General features: G+C 49.6%; 19 protein-coding genes and 1 pseudogene. 12 read left to right on the forward strand and 8 right to left on the reverse strand.

Translation table 11 applies throughout. From position 1 onward, the window contains the following. Window positions 1–3 precede the first annotated feature (3 nt). The 6 genes from BUB06_RS15035 to BUB06_RS15060 form a co-directional block, all read right to left on the reverse strand. Window positions 4–984, reverse strand: coding sequence for a 3-oxoacyl-[acyl-carrier-protein] synthase III C-terminal domain-containing protein (locus tag BUB06_RS15035; RefSeq protein ID WP_039474739.1), 981 nt, complete (start codon window positions 982–984; stop codon window positions 4–6). 41 nt (window positions 985–1025) lie between these two features. Then, window positions 1026–2003, reverse strand: a complete 978-nt coding sequence (locus BUB06_RS15040; protein WP_039474737.1) for a 3-oxoacyl-[acyl-carrier-protein] synthase III C-terminal domain-containing protein — start codon at window positions 2001–2003, stop codon at window positions 1026–1028. After that, window positions 1993–3705, reverse strand: coding sequence for a thiamine pyrophosphate-binding protein (locus BUB06_RS15045; protein ID WP_039474734.1), 1713 nt, complete (start codon window positions 3703–3705; stop codon window positions 1993–1995). Before BUB06_RS15045 ends, BUB06_RS15040 begins: the two co-directional genes overlap by 11 nt. Window positions 3706–4035: 330 nt before the next feature. Further along, on the reverse strand, window positions 4036–5814 hold the full coding sequence (gene ggt / locus BUB06_RS15050) for a gamma-glutamyltransferase (protein WP_039474730.1): 1779 nt from the start codon (window positions 5812–5814) through the stop codon (window positions 4036–4038). Between the two features lie 213 nt (window positions 5815–6027). Next, entirely contained in the window at window positions 6028–6939 is a 912-nt protein-coding gene (locus tag BUB06_RS15055; RefSeq protein ID WP_039474728.1) for an EamA family transporter, read from the reverse strand. 162 nt (window positions 6940–7101) lie between these two features. Further along, entirely contained in the window at window positions 7102–8310 is a 1209-nt protein-coding gene (locus tag BUB06_RS15060) for an aldose 1-epimerase family protein (protein ID WP_039474724.1), read from the reverse strand. Between the two features lie 392 nt (window positions 8311–8702). Between BUB06_RS15060 and BUB06_RS15065 the strand changes: the two genes are divergently transcribed. The 8 genes from BUB06_RS15065 to BUB06_RS15100 all read left to right on the forward strand — a co-directional run bounded on the left by BUB06_RS15065 (window position 8703) and on the right by BUB06_RS15100 (window position 19754). Next, complete coding sequence (locus tag BUB06_RS15065; RefSeq protein WP_039474721.1) at window positions 8703–9953, forward strand: valine--pyruvate transaminase; 1251 nt, start codon at window positions 8703–8705, stop codon at window positions 9951–9953. Between the two features lie 538 nt (window positions 9954–10491). Beyond that, complete coding sequence (locus BUB06_RS15070; RefSeq protein ID WP_012822145.1) at window positions 10492–11010, forward strand: Hcp family type VI secretion system effector; 519 nt, start codon at window positions 10492–10494, stop codon at window positions 11008–11010. A gap of 90 nt (window positions 11011–11100) precedes the next feature. Beyond that, window positions 11101–12954, forward strand: a complete 1854-nt coding sequence (locus BUB06_RS15075) for a type VI secretion system Vgr family protein (protein ID WP_039474718.1) — start codon at window positions 11101–11103, stop codon at window positions 12952–12954. An 8-nt stretch (window positions 12955–12962) separates the two neighbouring features. Next, window positions 12963–13370, forward strand: a complete 408-nt coding sequence (locus BUB06_RS15080) for a DUF1795 domain-containing protein (protein WP_010287508.1) — start codon at window positions 12963–12965, stop codon at window positions 13368–13370. An 11-nt stretch (window positions 13371–13381) separates the two neighbouring features. After that, complete coding sequence (locus BUB06_RS15085; RefSeq protein WP_048329425.1) at window positions 13382–17776, forward strand: RHS repeat-associated core domain-containing protein; 4395 nt, start codon at window positions 13382–13384, stop codon at window positions 17774–17776. A gap of 17 nt (window positions 17777–17793) precedes the next feature. After that, window positions 17794–18210, forward strand: a complete 417-nt coding sequence (locus BUB06_RS15090; protein WP_010309529.1) for a hypothetical protein — start codon at window positions 17794–17796, stop codon at window positions 18208–18210. Between the two features lie 858 nt (window positions 18211–19068). Beyond that, the gene (locus BUB06_RS21980) at window positions 19069–19437 is read left to right on the forward strand and encodes a hypothetical protein (protein ID WP_138255674.1); all 369 of its coding nucleotides are present in this window, start codon (window positions 19069–19071) and stop codon (window positions 19435–19437) included. Between the two features lie 29 nt (window positions 19438–19466). Further along, complete coding sequence (locus BUB06_RS15100) at window positions 19467–19754, forward strand: hypothetical protein (protein WP_039476485.1); 288 nt, start codon at window positions 19467–19469, stop codon at window positions 19752–19754. A 70-nt stretch (window positions 19755–19824) separates the two neighbouring features. Here BUB06_RS15100 and BUB06_RS15105 read toward each other — a convergent pair whose 3' ends face one another. Next, entirely contained in the window at window positions 19825–20019 is a 195-nt protein-coding gene (locus BUB06_RS15105; protein WP_039476493.1) for a SymE family type I addiction module toxin, read from the reverse strand. A 192-nt stretch (window positions 20020–20211) separates the two neighbouring features. Here BUB06_RS15105 and BUB06_RS15110 point away from each other — a divergent pair, with 192 nt between their 5' ends. Together BUB06_RS15110 and BUB06_RS15115 are read left to right on the forward strand one after the other, a co-directional pair. After that, entirely contained in the window at window positions 20212–22074 is a 1863-nt protein-coding gene (locus tag BUB06_RS15110; RefSeq protein ID WP_413783467.1) for a DNA/RNA non-specific endonuclease, read from the forward strand. A gap of 3 nt (window positions 22075–22077) precedes the next feature. Then, window positions 22078–22608 carry an SMI1/KNR4 family protein gene (locus tag BUB06_RS15115; RefSeq protein WP_039476539.1) on the forward strand — a complete coding sequence of 177 codons (531 nt, stop codon included), beginning with the start codon at window positions 22078–22080 and terminating at the stop codon, window positions 22606–22608. A 55-nt stretch (window positions 22609–22663) separates the two neighbouring features. On the opposite strand, the gene BUB06_RS15120 is transcribed toward BUB06_RS15115, so the two are convergent. Beyond that, complete coding sequence (locus BUB06_RS15120) at window positions 22664–22843, reverse strand: SymE family type I addiction module toxin (RefSeq protein WP_226294715.1); 180 nt, start codon at window positions 22841–22843, stop codon at window positions 22664–22666. 140 nt (window positions 22844–22983) lie between these two features. On the opposite strand from BUB06_RS15120, the pseudogene BUB06_RS22400 reads away from it, so the two are divergent. Together BUB06_RS22400 and BUB06_RS15130 are read left to right on the forward strand one after the other, a co-directional pair. Then, window positions 22984–23757 (forward strand): annotated as a pseudogene (locus tag BUB06_RS22400) (RHS repeat-associated core domain-containing protein); the annotation flags it as partial. Between the two features lie 2 nt (window positions 23758–23759). Continuing rightward, window positions 23760–24149 carry an NTF2 fold immunity protein gene (locus BUB06_RS15130; RefSeq protein WP_039475332.1) on the forward strand — a complete coding sequence of 130 codons (390 nt, stop codon included), beginning with the start codon at window positions 23760–23762 and terminating at the stop codon, window positions 24147–24149. Window positions 24150–24175: the final 26 nt, after the last annotated feature.

The raw sequence follows: 24175 nt of genomic DNA on the forward strand, positions 1-24175 counted from the left end.
GGCCTAATATTTCATCAAGACAGCCGCGCTCTGCCAACCGGCACCGACTGTCCAAAAAATAAGATTGTCACCGCGCTGTATCCTGTTTAATTTGAGCGACTCATGTAGCGCAACAAAAGGACTATTTGTTGCTGTGTAACCGTATTGATTACCGATAAATGGAGCATAATCCTGGCTAATATCCAGAGCGCTACATAGTTTTTTAATATTTCCGATAGAAAACTGTGAGAGAAAAAAATATTTAATGTCATCGGTAGTTAATTTATTTCTTTCTAAAATTTTAATTAATGAATCTGCCGCTGCATCAATACACACCGAATCATCAAAAGGCGTAAATTCGATACCAGAAGATCGAGCGCGACCATGAATAGCTGACAAGCCACTGGCAGGAAAAAGCGAGTTATCGATCACGGATGTTTGTACGCGAAATTCAGAGTCAATCATTCCGCTGCTGCCATCATGTTTCTCTAGCAATATTGCTACTGCGGTATCAGAAAAACATGCATGGTAAACGGGTGAGTCATAACTATGCGCCCCAAGGTAATCGGCTCCAACAACCAAAGCTCGCGTGCAGTCAGGTCGGGAAAGCATCACACGTGATACCTGTTCCACGGCAATTAGCAACCCTGCACAGTTTGCATTCATATCGTATGAAAGGGTTTTTTCCCCACTTTTTAATGCATGATGAATTTTTAATGCAGTTGCGGGAATGAGGTACTCGGGTGTTTGCGAACAAAAAACAATGAGATTCAAATCCTCTGGCTTCCAGCTCCTATTTTTTAATACCTCACGTGAGGCTTCAATAGACATGGTCAGCGTGTTTTCAGTATTGTTTTCTATCAGATAACGTTTTTCGTGGCCAAGTGCTGATAATAGCCCGCCAATCTCAACCCCTTTTTTATCATAGTATTCAATAAACCAGCGGTTATCGACATGGTTTACTGGGTGATATAAACTTAAGCCTGATATTTTTACACGTTGCATTATCCACCTCAATGAATGAACTGAATGGTTATGTTGCTTTATTAATCAACTTGATCTTTCTGAATAGAGAATGGAATATTGCTCCAGCTAAGCAAAATAGATGTTGCTGTCGCAGCAGGTCCAAATCCGAAGAGCACAACTAAATCATTTTCATTAACGTATGCTTGTTCACTCAATTCCATTAAGGCAAATAGGTTTTGGGCTGGCCCCAAACTGCCGTACTTATCGAAGATGGTAAAGATTTTTCCACGGTTCACCTTCAGTGCGTTTGCACTCACCTCACGAACCCAATGTGTTGGATCGTAGATATGAAAGTAGCGGATATCTGATATTTCTTTACCAGCATCACGACATAGTTGATAGCAGCAGTTATAGATGGTGTCAGGCAGGTGATTAAATATAAACGCCCCTGCTTCCAACGTATATTTTACATACTCACTATGTGTGTCGAGTTGCAACGGTTCATAGTTATAAGTCTGAATAGTGTGACTGTGGAAAAGGGGCATACCCGGATCGCGGCTGAGAATCGCGCAGACGGCTCCATCACTGAGCAGATTACGCACAGGATCATCTTGACTAAACCAATGTGCATAATTGCAGGCGGCAATGACTGCAACATAGTTACAGTTTTTGTTGGCAAACTGATTCCGGCCAAGCTCCAATGCAGTCATTCCACCTGCTGTTCCTAAACTGACAGGAATAATCGGACAAGAAATATTTAATTCCCTTGCCAGAAGAATCACTTCTTCATATAGAATATTTCCAGGCCAAACAAGATTAACAATAATACTGTCGAGATCTTTTACACTCATGTTTACCTGCTGGAGAGCAGTTACCAGACTAGTTTTAATCAGTCTTGTGATGTTTTCCTTTTTATTCAACTGCCATAGTTTCCTTTGCCCAAGAGGTGGCGGGTTACCTGCGGAAAATACATTTAACGAAGAGTTCTCACAGGATACTGATAACTGGTTTTCAGGTAGAGAACCCGCGCAAGAGATCAGCGATATATCACGGTTCATTTTTGAGTTTCCTGAGTGTTTCGAATCTGTCCTTGTGCGGAGGAAATACAAATTTATTAACCCGGATATCAATGACCGCTGGCCTTCTGGCCCTGATGGCATTAGCGAGTGCCTGTTCTAATTGTTCGAGATTCAATACCCGATAACCATCGGCACCAAGAGATTGACCCAAAAGCGAAAAATCAGTCAGGGGTATCTCACAATCAAGTGGATCATTTCCCAACATCTCCAGTCCCTGACGGCACATATTGTAGCTACTGTCATTCATTACCAGCCAAATCGCAGGAAGGCCATATCGAACAGAGGTACTAACCTCATTAGACATGAGCATTGACCCGTCACCAATAATCCCAATGGCGCATTCTTTTCGTCCCGCCGCTATACCAACTAAACCACTCGCATAATGCCCCATTGCGCCAAAGGCTGTGCTCACTCGGTAACGTCCTTTCTGTGAAAATTTCAGGTAGCGATTTGCCCAGCAAAATGAATTTCCCGCCTCAGCCGCGACATAGCAATTGTTTTCCTCTATGGCGATTTTCTGAATGGTATTCATAACGTCTAATGGATCGATCGAAGCATCAATATGATTACTTTCGTTACTATTAACATAAGAACTGGTAGATTCGTTACATCGATTTACCACACCAAGTGAATGAATATTTTTATTACAAAGTTCATATTTTTTAATTTCGCCAAGAAGTTTTTCAGAAAATTTATTAATTTCTGTTTTGATAAAAACAGTGTGCTCAGGTAAATTATTTTTTACTTTTTCCGTTTCAAGACCAACATAAAAAATATCAACATTTTTAAAATTTCTCTGGATATAAGATGAACTAAACTCTCCTAAACGGGTTCCTATAATAACGATTACGCCATTAGAGATATTACCTATAGCATCAGATATTTTTTTCGTATCAGAACCCAGCCCAGTGATCCCTATAAAACATTCACTGTGCTCTGAAATTATGCCTTTACCTCTGGGAGTAGATATAACACCAGAACCACTAATATTGATAATTTCTCTCAGATTGTTAGCTGCATGCCTGGCTCCAAAACCGATCCAAAAAAGCGTTCTTTTAGAAATTAAGCTATCTATAACAGGTGTTAAATCGGGAACAGGGAAGGTGTCTATAATGCTGGTTTTTAACTGAAGAAAAAATGAAGTATTTTTAATTATCATTTTATTCTGGGCAGACATCATTATAAAAACACCGATTACATACCCTCTGTGAGAAGAAATTAGATGCACAATTTCACTCTTCGCCTGTAAATAACTTTTTTCATCGGTAATAACAAATACTTTATCTAAGTATCCCTGCCCATCATCTTGTACAAGCATGCTGACATTGTTCCCTGTTGTTGCTTGAAGCCCCCAACATCCGTCATCTATAGGTTTTGTAATAGCTGAAATGAATATAACTTTTGCACCATCGAGCTTAGCCGCTTTCAAGCCTGTCAAAGAATTTGTTATTCCTGGTCCTGCTGTCGCAAAGGCAACGGTGGGTTTTTCATAGCACAAACTATATTCTGATGCAGAAAATGCCCCACCTGATTCGTGTCGGCAATGAATGACATTAATTATTTTTGATTTAGATAATGCCTGCCACATTGGTACAATATATCCGCCAGATACACCAAACGCGGTATCGACACCAATTTCTTCTAAAAAATCAACGAAATCACATGCGATTGTTATCTTCATTGAGGCCTCGTATTCACCCATAAAATAACAAGGGCATTAATAATATAGATTCACTCTATTAGAAAATATCAAAATAGTAGCAACCTAATTATTTAAGCTGCGTGAATCATATTATATGTTGATTACCTTCTACATTATCCCGAGGGGTTAATAAATATCGAAGGCATAGACAGGACAAACGATTAGCAGAATTTGAATGATGTATTATTTATAACCGCTCATAAAGTGTAGTACCTGAAATTCACGCAGGCAAAATTTTATTCAACAGTACGGCCATAAATGGAAAAAACTCAGGAGCCTACCGAAATAAGCCCCTGATGTTCCTTAAAATCAATACCCTATCGCGGCTCCAGCTGGGCGGCGGATATCATTTGCGCCGTACAGGTAACCTTCACGCACTTTGCCAGATACCGCCGAGTCATTGCCTGAATCCGCAGGCGTCACGCCCGCCGCGCCCGGTAAACCAACCAGAATCAGCTCTGCTGCGCCCCAAGGCGTCTGTTCCACCATCTTGTAGCCGCGCTGCTTCAGCAGGTTCAGCGTATCCGCAGACAGCCCACGCTGTTCGTAATACACCTCGTCCGGCAGCCACTGATGATGGATGCGCGGTGCGTCCACCGCTTCCTGCGGTGCCATGCCGTGATCGATGATATTCAACGCCGTTTGCAGCGTGATGGTGATAATGCGCGAACCGCCGGGCGAACCGAGCACCATGAAGACTTTGCCATCTTTCGTCACCAGTGACGGGCTCATGGACGAAAGTGGGCGCTTACCGGGGGCGATCGAATTACGTTCCCCTTGCACCAACCCGTACAGATTTTTCTCGCCAACCTTCACGGTAAAGTCATCCATTTCGTTATTGAGGAAGAAGCCCGTACCCGGCGCGATCACCACCGAACCAAAACGCCCGTTAACGGTATACGTGGTGGACACCGCATTGCCCTGATTATCCACGATGGAGTAGTGCGTCGTTTCTGGTCGCTCGTGCGGGCCAATCCCCGGCTGTACGTTTTTGGACGGCGTCGCGTTCTCCGGTTCGATTTTTTTGCGGATTTCGGCGGCATAATCCTTACTCAACAGGCGCTCGACGGGATTACTCACAAACGCCGGATCGCCGAGGTACGTGTTGCGGTCCATGTACGCATGGCGCATCGCTTCCGTCAGCACATGCACGGTGGCTGCCGAGTTAAAGCCCGTCGATTTAATGTCGTAACCTTCGACAATATTGAGAATTTCACACATCGTGACGCCACCGGAGCTGGGCGGTGGCGAAGAGACAAATTGATAACCGCGATAGTTACAGGTTACCGGTGCCGTTTCGGTAATACGGTAATCGGCAAAATCAGCTGCCGTCAGAATCCCACCACCCTGCTTTGCCGCCTTTTCCACCGCCTGCGGGATTGTGCCCTTGTAGAAAGCATCCGGCCCTTTAGCGGCGATCGCCGCCAGCGTATTCGCCAGATCGGTTTGAACCAACTTATCGCCGGGCTGCAACGCACTACCGTCAGGACGCAGGAAAATGCGCGCCGCCTCAGGATCGGCTTTGAAGCGCTTGACGGTGGTGTCCAGAATATCGGTGTCTGCTCGCGTCAGTTCAAAACCTTCACGCGCCAGTTTAATTGCGGGTGCCATCACCTGTTCGCGCGTCAATTTGCCGTATTTTTGCAGCGCAGTATCCAACCCCAGCACCGTTCCCGGTACGCCAGCGGCCAGATAGCCGTACAGGCTCGCGTCTTTTTTCACGCTCCCATCAGCGTTCAGATACATGTTGGCGCTGGCTGCCGCAGGTGCCGTTTCACGGAAGTTGATAAAGGTGTCTTTCCCATCGGCCAGGTGCAGCGTCATAAATCCACCGCCGCCAATATTGCCACAGCAGGGGTTTACCACCGCCTGCGCGTAACCCACGGCCACGGCGGCATCAATCGCATTGCCGCCCATTTTCAGGATATCGACGCCGATCTGCGAAGCCAGATATTGCGAGCTGACCACCATGCCGTTTTTCGCTTCCACCGCAGGGGCCGATGCGGCCTGCACGGTTCCACTCACCAGCAGCGCCGTCACGCTCAGTGACAGCAGCCATTTTCCCGATGTTTTGTTTTTTATTCTCATTCCGACCCCTTTATCCCGTTGATTTCACTCACTGCTTTTATTTCTTACCCTCTTGCCTGGCTAACTTGCAAAATCCACACCAATAAACAGACACGGCTTAACGGATTCACCAGCAGCAGTAAGAAGCGTAGGAAAGGCATGAAAAATTGCGAAAATAACCGCTTATCTTTGCGACGCTGCACGATAAATACGCCCCATAGCGAGACATAGGGTTTACGACTGCCGCACGGGTAGCCATGAACGTAACCGCGCACCAAACACATTCACCAGCAGGCCGACCATAATCAGCACCGCGCCCACGATCTGTAGTAACGAGAGCGATTCACCCAGAAAAACGGCGGCACTGACCAACCCAACCACCGGCACCAGCAGCGACAAAGGTGCCACACGCCAGGTTTCATAGCGCGCCAGCAGGCTTCCCCAAATCCCATAGCCAATAATGGTTGCCGCAAATGCCAGATAAACCAGAGATAATATCGTCGGCAGTTGGATGGCAGTTAAACTATGGACAATCGCGTCCCTACCTTCAAACAACCAGGAACTAATGAAAAACGGCGCGACAGGCACCAGCGCCCCCCACACCACCAGCGACATGATGCGCACATCGCTGTTTTTGCTCATGACCACTTTATTGATAATGTTGCCCACCGCCCATGACAGCGCCGCCGCCAGCGTCAGTAGCAGCGTGGTGGTAGTCATTCCAGAGGACATTTGCAGCGCCGTGCGACCTTCTGCCAGCACGACCATCCCTAGCGCCGCCACCAGAATGCCGACAACGTGATTCCAGCGCAGCTTTTCGGAGAGCAAGACCGCACCAACCAGCAGCGTAAAAAAAGCCTGAGCCTGTAGTACCAGCGAGGCAATCCCGGCGGGCATGCCCAGCTTGATGGCGAGGAACAAAAAGCCAAACTGACCAAAGCTGATCGTCATGCCATAGGCGAGCAGCCATTTCAGAGGAATACGTGGGAAAGGAATAAAGAAAATAGCCGGGAGCGCCACCAGCGAAAAACGTAGCCCTGCCAGTAAGAAAGGCGGCATGTCGTTCAGCCCAACCTTGATCACCACGAAGTTCACGCCCCATAGCACAACAACACACAGCGCGAGCAGCGCATCTTTCAACGACATTCTCATCCCCTGATCAAATACGTAACAAATACCTTCTTCAAGGTACGCGTAAAATGAAAATACGGATAAGAAAAGATAATTATGACGTTACATGACAATGACTAAGCGTAACCATGATGCAGGATAGCCGACCACCCGAATTCGTGGTCGGCAAGATAGCGTTTATTCGATGGCGATCGGTTTTTCCGTCAGCGTGGTTTTATTATCACCCTGAATGGCTTTCACTTTCTGCTCCGTTTTCTGTACCGCATCTGCGCTACTCAACAGGCTATACGTCAGCTCAAACGTCGTGCTCTGGCCGGGCTGTAGTTTTTTGACCCGCCCTTGTTCACGTTCAATCGTAACCGGATAGGCGTAGTTGGTGCCAGGCTCGATCCCCGTGACGTAGCCCTGTTTTTCTGTATCCGTGTTTTTCCACAGCGTCAGCAGCGGCAGTTGATGGGTATCAAAGGCAATCGACACGCCCTTATCTCCCGCTTTATTCACCAGCGCCGCCAGCGTTTTGCCCTGTGCATCCGTATACGGCGTAATGTTAAACACCATTTCATCAAAGTCTTTTGTCGGCCCTTTGTAGGTTTGCCAGGTTGCCAGACCCGCTTTGGCATGGTCATTAAACGGAGAAATGTCTTTTACCGGTGCGATGAAACGCGCGCCTTCTTCCAGAATCGGCGTACCGAAATTGCTGTGGTAGATAATTTGATAGTCACGCGGGTAGTCGGCTTTGTTGGTCAGCACATCGTGCACGGTAAACGACTCGCTGCCGGGGACGTAACGCAGCTCGGTCCAGGTTTCCAGATTCGACTTCTTAAAGCTGTTTTCCTTCAGCAGGCCGCGCACCGTAATGGTATGCGGTGCTTTATCGCTGACTTCCACCACCACTTTTGACGCTGGCGTGTTGCCCGCGCGGCCATGCAGGGTATAGATCATGCCATCGCTGACAACCGGATGCCCCGTCCATTCGAAGCCGCAGCGCACCATCATCTCATTGAAACCTTCCAGCCAGCCCAATCCATTACGGCTTTCCAGATTGATGGTATTCGGGTTGACGACCTCATCAACCGGCGAATCCCACCCTAAACGGATGTTTTTACCTGTTACATGCAGCAAGTTCATCCCTCGCGTCGGGCTGAGGGCAATTTTCAGGCCGTCCTGACTGGTAATTGTGATCACTTTACTGCCTTCCTGACGTCCGCCGTGCAGGACTTTTTGCTCAATGCTGAAATGCTGATTTTTGATCTTCAGGGCATCACTGCCAATTTGCCAGTTTCCCTTTTCCACACTGCCTTCAGCATCTGTCAGCACAAATGTCTGTGCCAATAGTTGCCATGATGTCAGCGCCAGTGTAATGCCTATAGCCAGTAATTTTTTCATGTTAACCATCCCTCTCTGCTGAATTGTTTTAGCTAATGCGAGCTAAAGACTACAAATCAGCGGATGGTCAGAATGTGATAGCTATCACCAGATGGAAAAATTCGGCATTGTCGCGTTATTTATCCAATTACCATCACTAATTAACGATGAATGGCGTCTATAATTGCAGAATTATTGAGATATCGATCGGGAAAAGCTGACATCGTTTCAGCAAAATAAAGCATGCTGTCTGAAATCATTTCCTCTCGCATGCTCACATCAGCAAATTATTCCGAATATTAAACGCTATTCGGGATAAAAAATTACAAGTCTGTTTTTTGACCACATTGCACCCTATTGGCGCAAGCGCTATGGTTGCCGGTAACCTGTGTACGACCACTGATAAATAAACTATGAACTTTTCTCTTTTCGGCAAGAAATTCACGCGTCACGCTGGCATCACCCAATTAATGGACGATCTGAACGAAGGGCTGCGTACGCCAGGCGCCATCATGCTGGGCGGCGGCAATCCGGCACATATTCCAGAGATGGATAGCTACTTCAAACAGCTGTGTCAGGATATGCTGGAACAAGGGAAGTTAACGGAAGCGCTCTGCAACTACGACGGCCCGCAAGGTAAGGATACGCTGCTTAATGCACTGGCCGAGCTGCTGAGTAATGAATTAGGCTGGCAGATTGGACCACAGAATATTGCGCTAACAAATGGCAGCCAGAGTGCATTTTTCTACTTATTTAACCTGTATGCTGGTCGCCACAGCGATGGCAGCCTGAAAAAGGTGCTGTTCCCGCTGGCACCGGAATATATCGGCTATTCAGATTCCGGGCTGGACGACAACATGTTCGTCTCTGTTCGTCCTCAGATCGAGCTGTTACCCGAAGGGCAATTTAAATATCACGTCGATTTCGATAACCTGTCGATTACCGATGATATCGGGCTGGTCTGCGTCTCCCGCCCGACCAATCCAACCGGTAACGTGCTGACCGACGATGAGCTAATGCGTCTGGATATTCTGGCGCAGCAGCACAACATTCCCCTGCTGATTGATAACGCCTACGGCGTGCCTTTCCCCGGCATCATCTTCAGCGATGCCACGCCGCTGTGGAACCCGAACATCATCCTGTGCATGAGCCTGTCCAAGCTGGGTTTGCCCGGCTCACGCTGCGGTATCGTCATTGCGGATGAAAAGGTGATTTCCGCCATCGGCAACATGAACGGCATCATTAGCCTGTCTCCGGGTGCAATCGGCCCGGCACTGGCACATGAGATGATTCAGCGTGGCGATCTGCTGCGCTTATCTAACGACGTCGTCCGCCCGTTCTACCAGCAGCGTGTAACGGAAACCATCGCGATCATTCGCCGCTACCTGTCGCCAGAGCAGTGTCTGATTCATAAGCCGGAAGGTGCGATCTTCCTGTGGCTGTGGTTCAAGGATCTGCCTATCACGACGGAAATTCTGTACCAGCGCCTGAAAAAACGCGGCGTCCTCATGGTGCCGGGTCACTATTTCTTCCCTGGCTTAGATCAGGACTGGCCGCACGCTCACCAGTGCATGCGCATGAACTATGTGCCAGAGCCGGAAAAAATCGAACGCGGTATTGCGATTCTGGCGGAAGAAGTAGAAAAAGCGATGCAGGAAGGCTAATTCGCCACAAAAATAGGCGCGTCATTAAACGAAATACAGTTGGGGCAACGCACCGCCCCACTATTTTTACCGCCTACTTTCAGCATTCCAAGACCAGGCATTTCCCTCTTTATTATTCACTCTCCCAGTTTTGCCATCCTATTATTATCGTTCATAAAATCAGGCAGCTAACGATTAAAAATCAGAATTATTTTTTGTATTTTTAATCGGTAATAACATTGATTTACTCCCAACCAATAGTTAACTCCTTCAAAAAAGACGACCATCTCACAACCCTAACCAAAACTTTCAGCATAACTACGCATTCTGCGCAATTTCTTGCTCACTTTCTGGTGTAAATCACTTTTTGCGCAATGTCTGCAAACGATTCGCGAAGTCTGCGCAACTTCTTGCTTAAATTTTGCTTAGTAAAAATTTGAATTAGGCAAATTCACTTATAAAACAAACAGATAAAAAATGGCATATGAATTGCTATGTGAACGGCGAAGTACTAACCCCGTTTAACAATTCATTTCGTTCAACAACAAGGAGCAAGACTATGCCAACTCCATGCTATATCAGCATCGAAGGTAAAACTCAGGGCAACATTACCGCGGGTGCTTTCACTTCTGATTCTGTCGGCAACATCTATGTGGAAGGCCACGAAGACGAAATGCTGGTACAGGAATTCAAACACATCGTCACCGTACCGACCGACCCGCAGTCTGGTCAGCCGTCCGGTCAGCGTGTACACAAGCCGTTCAAATTCACCGTCGCGCTGAACAAAGCCGTACCGCTGATGTACAACGCCCTGGCGTCTGGCGAAATGCTGCCGACCGTGACCCTGAAATGGTACCGCACGTCGGTTGAAGGTAAGCAAGAGCACTTCTTCTCTACCGTGCTGACCGATGCCACCATCGTTGACGTTAACTGCCAGATGCCACACTGCCAGGATCCAGCGAAGCTGGACTACACCCAGCTGATCGAAGTGTCGCTGGCCTACCGCAAAATCGATTGGGAACACACCGTTGCAGGAACTTCTGGTTCCGATGACTGGCGTGCGCCGGTCGAAGCGTAATAGCTACTTAACCCGGGCATGCCCGGGTTTTCTGCATTGAGCCATGGCCCACGCCATGCCTGAGTGTGGATGACAGCATCAGGATGACGGATGGCAAACAGTACAGGATTACAGTTCACCGTTAAGGTCGGCGCATTGCCTGCATCGACTTTTTCCGTAGTGGATTTTCAGCTCAGCGAGGCACTTAACCAGCCGTTTGCCCTGTCGCTGAATCTGGCCAGCCCCTTACCGGGGATCGATTTTGGTGCTGTTCTCGACCAGCCCTGCGAACTTCTGGTGTGGTACGAAGGCGAACTCCAAAGACGCGTGAGCGGTATTGTCAGCGCGTTCGCACAGGGTGACACCGGCTTTCGCCGCACGCGCTATCAGGCAGAAGTCCGTCCGGCGCTGTGGCGTTTGGGGCTGCGTACCAATGCCCGAATCTTTCAGGCACAGAAACCGGAAGCCATTATTGGCGCACTGCTGGAAGAAGCGGGCATCACCGACTACGCCTTTGCGCTGCGTAATGAGCACGCGGTGCGGGAATACTGCGTGCAGTATCGGGAAAGCGATTTAGCCTTTATCACCCGACTGGCCGCCGAGGAAGGCCTGTACTTCTTCCATGAGTTTGAGGAAGGCAAACATCGCCTGGTCTTTGCCGACGATGCCGGCGCATTGGCCAAAGGCCCTGAGCTGTTTTTCAACCTTGCTACACAGGGGCTGAGCGAAGGGGCGTACGTACGCCGTTTCCGCTATGCCGAGGCGGTACGCACTGCCGAGGTCGCGCTGAAGGATTACAGCTTCAAAACCCCTGCCTACGGATTGCTGCACAACAAGATGAGTGGTGAGCTGGAGCACCAGCGCGAAAGTTACCAGCACTTCGACTACCCCGGTCGTTTTAAACAAGATCCGAGCGGCAAGGCCTTTACCGGCTATCGGCTAGACGCACTGCGAGCGGGTGCGATGACCGGTTCAGGCGAGTCCAATGCCGCTGAACTGATGCCGGGCAGCAGTTTTACCTTAACCGAACACCCCAATCTGGCACTCAATATCGGCTGGCAACTGGTTGCCATCACACACAGCGGACAGCAGCCGCAGGCGCTGGAAGAAGAAAGCGGCGGCGAACCGACCACCTACAGCAACAGCTTCGAAGTCGTGAAAGCCAGTACCACCTGGCGTGCTGATCTGCCGTACAAGCCGATGGTAGACGGCCCGCAAATCGCCACCGTCGTCGGCCCGGCGGGTGAAGAGATTTACTGCGACCAGTATGGCCGGGTAAAACTGCAATTCCCGTGGGATCGCTACGGTGCGAGCGATGACCAGAGCTCCTGCTGGGTTCGCGTCAGCCAAGGCTGGGCCGGTGGTCAGTACGGCCTGATCGCTATTCCGCGCATCGGCCATGAAGTCATTGTGAGTTTCCTCGAAGGCGATCCAGACCAGCCGATCGTGACGGGCAGAACCTTCCACGCCACCAATCCATCGCCCTATCCGCTGCCCGCCAACAAGACGCGCACCTCAATCCGCACATCAACCCACAAAGGCGCAGGGTTCAACGAACTGCGCTTTGAAGATCAGGCTGGTCAGGAAGAAGTGTTTATTCATGCTCAGAAAGACATGAACACCGTAGTGCTGAATAACCGCAGTACATCGGTGAATGTGGATCACAACGAAAACATTGGCCGCGATCAGACGGTCGTCGTGCAGCAGAACCAGACGGTTTCCGTCATTGCCGATCAGATTACTGAGATCCAAGGGGAGCAAACGGTGGTGGTGAAGAAAAACCGGAGCACCGTCGTAGAAGACAACGAAACGCTGAGGGTGACGAACGATATCTTTATCCACGCCGAAGATGGCAGCATTCAGATTGGTACGGGTGCGGGCTATATCTCAATCAAGCACAGCGGGGATATTGAGATCGTCGGGAATAACCTGACGCTGAACGGCACCCGTATCGATTTGAATTAAGGATGACTATGTATCAGATGAATGAAGGGACGCTGGCTATCCCCGCCGATTGGCGCGATGAATCACTCCATGTTTTTGTCCTGCCGGGGGATGCCATCAATCTGGTTGTTAACCGTACCCCAATTGACTTCGGTCTGACGGCAGAGACGGTTTATCAGCAGACGTTGGCCCAGTTTGCAGCACACCTGAAAGGGTATGAAGAGCGCGGCGTTTGGACATTAACGCTGGATGGGCAGCCTGCACACGGTCTGGAATATACCTGGCGGTCACCGGAAGGGCCGATGCATCAGGTTGTCGTGATGCAGGTGCGCGGTGAGTTATTGATGACGTTTACCGTAACCGTAGCAGGCGAGCTCAGTGCGGAGCAGAAGACAGCAATGCTGGCGGTGGTCGAGACATTTAAAGCTGCCACCTGAAAGGAGTCATCATGCTGAGTGACATTCTAAACCGTGTTGCCCGCGTCGGTGCCATGCACGCAGGCAAAGGCCCGACGCCGCCTGCTGGTCGTCCTCAACCGGGCCAGGGAAAAGCACCGACATCACCGGGCAAAACCATCAAACACAAAAGCTTTCTCGGCGCGCTGGCTGGAGCAATCGCAGGGGCGGTTGTGGCAGCCGTGGCATTTGCCGCCGCCGCTGCCGTGGCGGGAGCCATTGCCGTCGCCGTTGTCGGGACGGGTGGCATGGGGGCAGCACTGGTTGTCGGGGCAGTCAAACTGGCGGTGGGATTTGGCGCAGTCAGCTTGCTCGGGGGGCTGATCAGCAGCGTCTCCAGCAAGGTGTCCGCTATGGTAGACAGCGGCGCGCCGCCGTTTGGGCCCGTTTCTTCTGGTTCAGGTACGGTGTTTGCGGAGAAACAACCCATTTCCCGTGCCGAAGTTGACACCGTTGCCTGTACCAAACACAACTCGCCCCAGTTGATTGCGCAAGGAAGCGAGACTGTCTACGTCAATGGATCACCGGCCGCACGTATCGACGATAAAACCGTCTGTGGCGCCACCATCAAGGAAGGAGCATCAACCGTCTTTTTTGGCTCCGGTCAGCAAACCTGTCTGGAGATGAGTGACGAATTCAGCTGGTGGGAAAAAGCGCTACTGATCGCGGTGGAGTTTCTGGTTCCGCCCAGCCGGGGCATGTTCAAAGGACTCGGCAAGCTGTTTACACGTGGGCCAACCGCAGTGCTCAAAGGCATGCGCATGGGTGCGTTAAGAACAGCGGTGGGGCTACGGAGAGCGGTTCGCTGTGCCAGCAAAGGCTTTAAAAATAACAAAGGTTTGGCACGCTTTAAGGAAGCGACCCGCGGTTTCCTGAAAGATCCGGTCTACATTCCCAGCGGGGATGTGATCGAGATGCGTCAGGATATTGAGCTGGGGCAAACACTTCCTCTGCTTTTTGAGCGCACTTACCGTTCCGCTGCCACCCATACTGGGCTGCTGGGACGCGGCTGGTATGACACCTGGAGCGAAACGGCACAGGTCAGCCGCGACGGCCTGAATACCCACGTCGTCATCACACTGGCGCAGGGATACGATATCGATTTCACCTTCCATCAGGATGTGCAGTCGGTATTTTGTCCGCTCTATCCCGCTTTTACTCTGTATCGACGGGCAAAGGGCTTTAGCCTATGGGATCGTGACAGCCTCACCTGGCGTGAATTCGATGTGCCTCAGGGCAATCAGCTACTCCTGTCTTCGATACATGACCCGCACGACAATCGCATTACCCTGATCCGCGATCCAAAAGGCTATCTGCGCAAGGTGCGCCACAGTGATGGTATCGAGCTGCTGCTGGTGTGGCGAGGCGAGTATCTGCACCAGATACAGCGTATTGATACCGGGCAGAAAACCCTGCTGGCTGAATACCGACAGGATGAACAGGGCCGACTGGTCGAGGCTGATGCTGCCCATGCCTATCATCTGTTCTACGACTACGACAAAGAAAACCGACTCACGCGCTGGCATGACAACGACCAGACTTGGGCGCGCTACGACTATGATCATCAGGGTCGCTGCGTCTACACCACCTGTGCCGACGGCTATCTGACGGCGCATTTTGAGTATCTCGACGATCGCGTCGTCATGACCGACGGATTAGGTCAGCGCAGCGAATTTGGCTTCAATCACCTGCACCTGATGAGCTGGGAAAAATCCCCGTTAGGGCACGTCACCCGCTACGACTACGACGACCACGGCAACCTGCTGCGTGAGATTTCCCCAGCAGGCCGGGTGGTTGAGTTCACCTATCTGGACGACAGCGGTCTGGTGAGCGCTTTCACCGACGGCAGCGGTCATGCCTGGGCCTATGACTACGACGACGCTCAGCGGTTATGCGGTATCACCGACCCGCTGGGGCGCATCTGGCAATGGGCGTTCGATGAGGCGGGCAACCCGGAGAAGCTCACGGGGCCAGATACTCGCGAAGTACGATTTACCTGGAACCGCCACGGCCTGCTGACGCAGGTGAGCGATCAGGCAGACGAGGTTCAGGCGCGGCTGCGTTACGATCATCGCCAGCGACTGTTGAGTGCCAGTGATGCGCTGGGGCGCACCCAGCAACTGCGCTATGACCAGCAGGACAGAGTCGTGCAGTGGCAACGGCCGGACGGCGCGCAATACCGGCTGGGATATCGTCGTGCGAGCTGGAAGCTGCCGGAGCAACTGATACGCCCCGACGAAAAAGAAGAAAAACGCCAGTACGACAAGCATAACAACCTGCTGAGCTATGTGGACGGCAACGGGGCACTGTGGCGTCAGAGCTACGGCCCCTTTGACCTGCTCACCTCGCGGACGGATGCACAAGATCGCACCTGGCGTTACGAGTACGACAAAGAGAGCCAGCAACTGGTCGCCGTTGTCGCCCCGGACGGCAACCGCTGGCAATGGTGGCTGGATGCCGATGCGCGGGTCATCCGCGAGCGGGATATGGCGGGCACCGACACCCACTACACCTATGACGAAGACGGCCACTGCATCGCCATCCGTAATGGCGAAGGCGAAACCCGCCACTTCCTGTATGACGGACGCGGGTTGCTCATCAAAGAAACCGCACCAGACGATACTCTGCATTATCGCTATGACGCCGCAGGCAGGCTAGTCGAAGTCACCTCCGCGACCAGTCATGTCCAACTGGAGTATGACCTCCGTGACCGGGTGGTACGGGAGTGGCTGAACGGCACCCTGCTCACCCGCCAGTTTGACGATACCGCACGCACTGTAACGCGGACGCTGGCCAGAGAAGATGAGCGCGATGACGCATTGACCAGCACGTTCAGCTATAGCGCAGCGGGTGAACTGCAACAGGTACAGTTGCCGGACGGCGCGGAGCTCACCCTTGTCCATGATGCCGCCGGGCGGGAAGCCTCCCGTTCAGGCGGGGCGTTTGTCCAGCACCGCGAATATGACGTGATGGGCTGGCTGACGCGCGAAATGAGCGGTCAGCAGCAGGATGGGCGCCTGCATGCCACACAGACAAGGGAATACCTGTATGACGGCGCAGGTAACCTGGCTGGCGTTCGCCATAACCGTGAAACCCGAGGCTATCGTCTGGACGCTACCGGGCGCGTGCTGTCCGTCCTGAGCGGTGGTGCAGGGCGTGCGGTCGAAACCGACGAAGCCTATCGCTATACCCGCAACGGCCTGCCGCAGGATACCGCACGACTCACCGAATGGCAGGCGGGCAGGCTGACTCAGCACGACGATACCCACTACCAGTACGACAAAGCCGGGCGGCTCATCCGTAAACAGGTCGTTCAGCCGGGCTACCGTCCTCAGGTCTGGCACTACCGCTGGGACAGCCGTAACCAGCTCAGAGTCGTTGACACCCCGACGGGCGAACGCTGGTTCTACCGTTATGACCCATTCGGACGACGTACCGGCAAACGCTGTGAGCAGACGCAGGATGATATCCGTTACCTGTGGGACGGCGACCAGATAGCCGAAGTGCGCCATTACCGCAGCGGTGAACGCGTTGCCCGCCGGCACTGGGTACACAACGGCTGGGAGCTGCTGGTTCAGCAGCGGCAGAATACTGACGGACGCTGGGAAACCGATTTTGTCACCAGCAGCCAGAACGGTGAACCGCAGGCCCTGTACCGACCCGACGGCACACTGCGCTGGCAGGCACCCAAAAGCACCCTCTGGGGCCAGCGACCAGGCTCCACGGAAGACCCTGCCGACCCGGGCCTTGCCTTTGCCGGACAGTACCGTGACACCGAAAGCGGGCTATGTTATAACCGTTTTCGGTACTACGACCCGACTGGTGGATGTTATGTCTCGCCTGACCCGATAGGGATAGCGGGGGGTGAGAGTAACTATGGGTATGTGCAGAATCCCAATGAATTAATAGATCCATTAGGGTTAGCTGGATGCAGTAAGTACCTAAAAGGATGGGGAAGAGGAAAAGCAGGATTTGAGAAATTCTGGAATAACTCGACACAGAAGCAATTCATGAACGCATGGAGTAATCCAAAGTTTAAAGAAAATATCATGGATCGACTTCGTAAAGCCGGTGGTTCAAAAGGCGGGGGGTTTCATGAATGGTTACCTGTCTCTCAAGCTGACAAATTTAAACAAATGGGTGTTTCGTTTAACGACTATATGAAGTGGAGAACACCGACTGGCCAGGTTAAGTTCTTGGACGACCTTGGTGTTATGGGGACGCATACTCTGCCACATAGCGGTGGTGTTACGACCCAGTCGTCATTAGCCCACAGTGAGCTTATTAAAATTGCTGGTAAAGCCACGGATATAAATAGTTATCTAAATGCTGTGAGAAAATGGTCTAGTAAACGGCTTCCATTTGGTCCATTTGATCTTCCATTTTAATTATAGGTTTTGAGATAATGAGTAAGGAAAAATACGCTATTTGGTATTCTGTTTCGACGAATTATGAAGCTATCATGGATAACTTTGCTATCAATGATAACGACTGTAAATTTGAAAGAGATTTTCATTTAAAAAACAGATTCATAGACTACGACCATGCAATTATTATATGGTATGGAAAAGAACAAGGAGAACTAGGTAACTTATCTAGAAAAAAAAATGTAAATCTTGAAGAGGGATTTGATTTTATAACATCTAAAGTATCTCTCCTTTTGGAGAAGAAAAATGTTGATAAGATAAGCTATCTTTTTGCTTTGCCTGATTTTGAATATGAAGGTAAAGTAAAATCTAATGATACACTTCGCTTCGGTGGTCATGTAACTTGTGAGCGGCCAAATAGTAGTTGGCTTGACGAAATACTGAGCGATATGTAAGAGCATTCATAGCCGGAAGATCCTCTTTGGATCTTCCAAATTCTCTGTGTAATAAAATGAAAAAATATAATTTCCACACAAGATGAGATTAGTGTATTGAAGAAACTCATCATGTACAATAAATTTTATTGCAATGATTCCTAGTCACTGAAATATGCAGGAAGCTACGCTATCAATTCATTCATCGATAAAATAGTTGAAGATTATTATCTTGGTTAGCATGAGAAAAAGTTATAGGGGAAATATTATTAAAAGAATAAAATGAAAAGCATTAAAGTTAAAGGATGAATTAAATATCACTAAAGGAATATATTTATCCACTCTCATCAGAATAGAATTTAAAAATAAACCTTAATTAAGTTAATACTCTTTTTCAACATGGCGATTAAATTAATATCGGAAACGATCTCAACGACCCTTCCGGATATTTTATTTTCACCATCAGCTAAATATTAATTTCGGGCTCATACGTTCAATCGTCACCATTATCGCCATCCCGGTCATAAGCCCCGACTCTTTCAGCAAGCGGCCTTTAACAACGGGTTGAGCTGTCATTATACGAGGCGTATCCCAAAGCATATTTTGATACCACAACCACTAATGTAATGAATTCAACCCGCTGATATTATAAGAAACTACAAACTGGCTATGTTATAGCAGGCGGCAGCCTGCCTGCCAAAACACAACCCGCAGCAATACCCAAGCCGGGCGGTTGGTGCGCAGACAGGCGGCCGGTTATGGTATAACCGTTTTCAGTACTACGATGCTACGTCTCGCCTGACCCGATAGGGGTGTTGGGGGGGTGAGAGTAACTATGCTTACGCGCCTAATCCTATTAGTTGGATCGATCCGCTGGGATTGGCCGGTTGTAATAAAGTTTACAGGCAAATTACAGCTGATGATCTTGCAAGATTAGAGCAAAGACTCACATTACAACCTAAAGGTGTGGGTGGTTCTATTTTAGAACATGTAGCAGGTCGCGATACCGGACATATATCAGCTGCAATGACAAAAGAAGCTACTAAACGATTCAGCAGTGGTAATGGTTTGATAGAAATTGATGTGAAAAAAGCGATCCAAGGCGGAGCTAAATTTATTGACCACAATAACGTATTGCAAGCAGTAGAACGAGGTGGAAACTTAGTTGATAGACGTAATGCTAAACAAGCATTGGAGGTTCTATTTAAAGGTGAAATACCATTTGATGCAATAAAAATAATTGGTTGATATTTTATTAATGCAAACATGGAGTATATATGCCTGCTTTATCTGAATATAGTAATGTATATAACACAGCTTTAAATATCCTTGATAAAAAAGGTTTTTCTGTATGGTATGACGAAAATTTGGATATGTTCTGCGCTGAGAGGAATGGCTGGGATTTTATGTCCGAAACCCCATGTGGGTTGCTTGGTATTGTTTCAATTTATGAATATAAAAATCCTTCATCATATAATGAATATTGGTGGAAATTGGATGATAAAGATTTATATGTAAATATAAAAAAAGAAAAGCCTAGTTATAATTCCGTTAGTGGTGATTAATAAAATGATCCGGAAGCGATCCCAACGATCCTTCCGGCTTTATTTTATCTGCTATTTATCGCGTGCAGCGTCAGACATTAATCTCCGTCTCAATCACTATCCTTCCGCGCTCAACCATCACCGCTATCGGCATCCCGGCCATAAAGCCTGACTCCTCCAGCCAGCGACCTTTAAGGTTAATTGCTGACGGCGGGTTGGGCTTGCCATTATGCGGGGCGTATCCCATTGTGTAGTAACGCGCTGTTTTTATTTCTTTATTTACCATGACACCTGACTTAATCCGCGCTAGAGCTACGGTCCCTTTGACCTGCTCACCTCGCGGACGGATGCACAATATCGCACCTGGCGTTACGAGTACGACAAAGAGAGCCAGCAACTGGTCGCCGTTGTCGCCCCGGACGGCAACCGCTGGCAATGGTGGCTGGATGCCGATGCGCGGGTCATCCGCGAGCGGGATATGGCGGGCACCGACACCCACTACACCTATGACGAAGACGGCCACTGCATCGCCATCCGTAATGGCGAAGGCGAAACCCGCCACTTCCTGTATGACGGACGCGGGTTGCTCATCAAAGAAACCGCGCCGGACGATACCCTGCATTATCGCTATGACGCCGCAGGCAGGCTAGTCGAAGTCACCTCCGCTACCAGTCATGTCCAACTGGAGTATGACCTCCGTGACCGTGTGGTGCGGGAATGGCTGAACGGCACCCTGCTCACCCGCCAGTTTGACGATACCGCACGCACCGTAACGCGGACGCTGGCCAAAGAAGATGAGCGCAATGACGCATTGACCAGCACATTCAGCTATAGCGCGGCGGGTGAACTGCAACAGGTACAGTTGCCGGACGGCGCGGAGCTAACCCTTGTCCATGACGCCGCCGGGCGGGAAGCCTCCCGTTCAGGCGGGGCGTTTGTCCAGCACCGCGAATATGACGTGATGGGCTGGCTGACGCGCGAAATGAGCGGTCAGCAGCAGGATGGTCGTTTGCATGCCACACAGACAAGGGAATATCTGTATGACGGCGCAGGTAACCTGGCTGGCGTTCGCCATAACCGTGAAACCCGAGGCTATCGTCTGGACGCTACCGGACGGGTGCTGTCCGTCCTCAGCGGTGGCGCAGGGCGTGCGGTCGAAACCGACGAAGCTTACCGCTACACCCGCAACGGCCTGCCGCAGGAGACCGCCCGACTCACCGAGTGGCAGGCGGGCAGGCTGACTCAGCACGATGATACCCACTACCAGTACGACAAAGCCGGACGGCTCATCCGTAAACAGGTGGTTCAGCCGGGCTACCGCCCGCAGGTGTGGCACTACCGCTGGGACAGCCGTAACCAGCTCCGGGTTGTCGACACCCCGACGGGCGAACGCTGGTTCTACCGCTACGACCCGTTCGGGCGACGCACTGGCAAACGCTGTGAGCAGACCAGTGAAGACATCCGCTATCTGTGGGACGGCGACCAGATAGCCGACGTGCGTCACTACCGCAACGGGGTGCTCGTGTCGAGAAGACACTGGGTACACAACGGCTGGGAGCTGCTGGTTCAGCAGCGCCAGAATACCGACGGACGCTGGGAAACCGACTTTGTCACCAGCAGCCAGAACGGTGAACCGCAGGCTCTGTACCGACCCGACGGTACCCTGCGCTGGCAGGCACCCAAAAGCACCCTCTGGGGTCAGCGACAAGGCTCCACGGAAGACCCTGCCGACCCGGGCCTTGCCTTTGCCGGACAGTACCGTGACACCGAAAGCGGGCTATGTTATAACCGTTTTCGGTACTACGACCCAGCAGGTGGATGTTATGTCTCGCCTGACCCGATAGGGGTGTTGGGTGGGGAAAACAATTACGGGTATGTTCATAACCCGATGTGCTGGGTTGATCCGTTTGGGTTGGCTGGTTGTAACATACGATACGGTGAGTTGGATCACCTAAGACGCCCAACAGGTGTTAGAGCTCGACTAGATTCTAGTTACATAAATACAGGTACACATGCTAATCCCTCAATCCAACCTCCTGGATTTATTACAGGAGCTGGCTCTAATCGCGCTCGTGGACATTTGTTAGGTCGGCAGTTGGGCGGTTCCGGCGATGATGTGCGTAACTTGGTTACTATTCAACATCGGCCAGTGAATACTCCGGATATGAGCAGTATCGAAGGACGTATAAGGAAAGCGTTAGAACGAGGGGAAATAGTTGATGTGTCGGTCACACCTATATATAAAGGTCCTTCTAGGATACCGGCAGGTATAACAATGAATGCTCAAGGCAGTGGCGGTTTCTTTGAAAGTGTCACTCTTCTTAATCCTCCTGGAATGTAAATCATGGCCATACCTAAATTAAATAGCATTTTAGTTCCACCTGATTTTCCCTATGAGTCTGGGAGCGTTGATACTTGGCCTTCTATAGATGAAGGTACTACGTTTCCTAATGATTACGTTGGCTTTATCAGTAACTATGGTACGGGGAGAATTGCTAATTTCATTGCAATATTCAATCCATTTACTCAAAATAATGATCTTAATTTTTTTGAGCAAAAGAAATTAATCATTGATGACTTTAATTATCTTAATAATGAAGATCCAGACTATTTCAAGTATAATCTTTACCCAGAAAAGAATGGGCTTTTACCAATAGGTGTAACAGATAATGGTGATTATATATTTTGGGTCGTTTCCGATCTAAATAATAGCGATGCATGGGGGACTGCAATAGTTGCATCTAGATCACCAGATATAGAATATTTTGATGAAAATATAACTTCGTTATTATCTGGTGTTTTATCGAGAAAAATAAAAGCAGACTCATTTCCTAATAACTTCCCTCCTGATAATATCATTTTTGAGAAATTCTAGAGAATAAAGCCGGAAGCGATCGTAAAGATCCTTCCGGCTTTTTATTATCCGCCGCCTACAGATTAATCTCAGTCTCAATCACTATCCTTCCCCGCTCCACCGTCACGGTGATCGGCATCCCGGTCATAAAACCCGACTCTTCCAGCCAGCGGCCTTTAAGGTTAATCGCTGACGGCGGGTTGGGCTTGCCGTTATGCGGGGCGTATCCCAAGGCATTGCTTAGTATCACAACCACTAATGTAATGAATTCAACCCGCTGATACTATAAGAAACTACAAACTGGCTATGTCATAGCAGGCTGTAGCCTGTCTGCCAAATTACAACCCGCAGTAATACTCACTATCGGTACGACAGAGTCGGACGACTGGTGAGTAGGTACACAACGGCTGGGAGTTGTTGGTTCAGCAGCGGCAGAATACTGACGGACGCTGGGAAACCGATTTTGTCACCAGCAGCCAGAACGGTGAACCGCAGGCCCTGTACCGGCCCGACGGTACCCTGCGCTGGCAGGCACCCAAAAGCACCCTCTGGGGTCAGCGACAAGGCTCCACGGAAGACCCTGCCGACCCGGGCCTTGCCTTTGCCGGACAGTACCGTGACACCGAAAGCGGGCTATGTTATAACCGTTTTCGGTACTACGACCCAGCCGGTGGATGTTATGTCTCGCCTGACCCGATAGGGATAGCGGGGGGTGAGAATAACTACGGGTATGTACCAAACCCTGTCTGTTGGGTTGATCCGTTTGGGTTGGCAAAGTGCCCGACGTTAACTCATGGCGCTAACGGGGAAATATTGTCAGCCAAAGCCAGTGTATCGAAAGCCGAACTTAAAACGGGTACTGCAACGAATCAAAGCTCCAGAGACTATGCCCGTTCATTAGGTAATCAAACCGATGATGCAGGGCACATATTAGGTAATGTTCTTGGTGGTCAAGGCGGTAAAGGAAACGTGTTCCCGCAATTACCTGGTATTAACCGTGGCGAATATCGAACATTCGAGAACGAAGTCAGAAAGTATATTAACAAAAATGGGACTGTAGATATTGACTGGTCATTTGTATATAACAATGGAGGTACAAGACCAACTGAAATTATTTACAAAGTATCCCAAAATGGGAAAACTGTTCTTTACTCTGTATTTGGGAATTAAATATGAATGCAAAAGAAACATTGATTGCCTTTATGAAAGATATGAATAACTGGGAGAATAGTTATCGTGATGCTTTCATGGCCAATCATGGTGTGAATAAAGAGCCTTATTTGATTGAATTAAATGATATTTTTAATAAATGGTGCACTGTTAAAGAAAGAAAACAGGGGCGTCAAGTATCAATGAAGGTTAGCTTTCCACCCGACTATGATCCTGAAAATGATGAAATCATAGATGAGAATATTGTAAAAAACAAAGCATCTATTGTTGTGCAAAAGCATACTGGATTTGAAAATAGATATCGCTATACATTGCAATTTAAAAATAATGAATGGCGTATAGATAAAAAAGAATGGCTTGATGATGATAAATGGAAACAAGCCTATCTTTAATAAAAAACCGGAAGCGACCCCAAAGA

It is taken from the genome of Pectobacterium carotovorum (assembly GCF_900129615.1).
Lineage (GTDB): Bacteria > Pseudomonadota > Gammaproteobacteria > Enterobacterales > Enterobacteriaceae > Pectobacterium > Pectobacterium carotovorum.